Below are 666 nucleotides of genomic sequence, written 5' to 3' on the forward strand. Positions count from 1 at the left end.
TCCGATCTTGATCGTTCCTGAACCGGGCAATTTGGCCGTCACGAAAATCACTACCGATCCAGCGGCTATCTACCATCCGGGCGACATTATTGGTTACGACATCGAGGTGAAAAACACTGGCAGCGGCTATGCAACTGACGTATTGATTGCGGATTTGTGGAAAACCATTCGTACTGAAAAAGCGGGTTCTGCCTTGCCTGTTCGTGCCTTTGAGGGTTGGTCGGATGTCAGCGTTAGCGTAGATGGAACGGATCCGAGCTTAACTCAAGCTGTGTCGGGCTCAGAAGTAACGGGCGATAACGGTTATCAAGTTCGTTACAACATTCACCCTGCTCATAGCGTCAAGCTGCATGTAGAAGGCGTGGTCAAAGCCGATCTGGTTGGTGATATCACAAACGTGGTCGAAGTCAGTGACGCGACGAGTAAACAAGCCGCGCAAGCGACGTATGTTGCAGCTGCCGCCGATTTGAATGTGACAAAAATCGTCGATAAAACTCAGTATGAGTCTGGCGATACGCTGACGTATACGATTCAAATTGAAAACACCACGGCAAACTGGGCGAACGATGTCCAAGTTAAAGACTTCGTAAACAAAATTACGGCGGCCAGTGTGACTGGTGCAGACGTGATTGCGTTTGAGTCTGGGACTATTTACATGAATGCCGA

The 666-nt window shown here is 49.2% G+C and carries 1 protein-coding gene; it reads left to right on the forward strand.

Features of this window, described 5'->3' with window-relative positions:
* A partial coding sequence (locus R7Z50_RS27955) for a hypothetical protein (RefSeq protein ID WP_318149814.1) occupies positions 1-666 on the forward strand: 666 nt, incomplete at both ends.

The sequence above is a fragment of the Vibrio sp. 1249-1 genome (genome assembly GCF_033340495.1).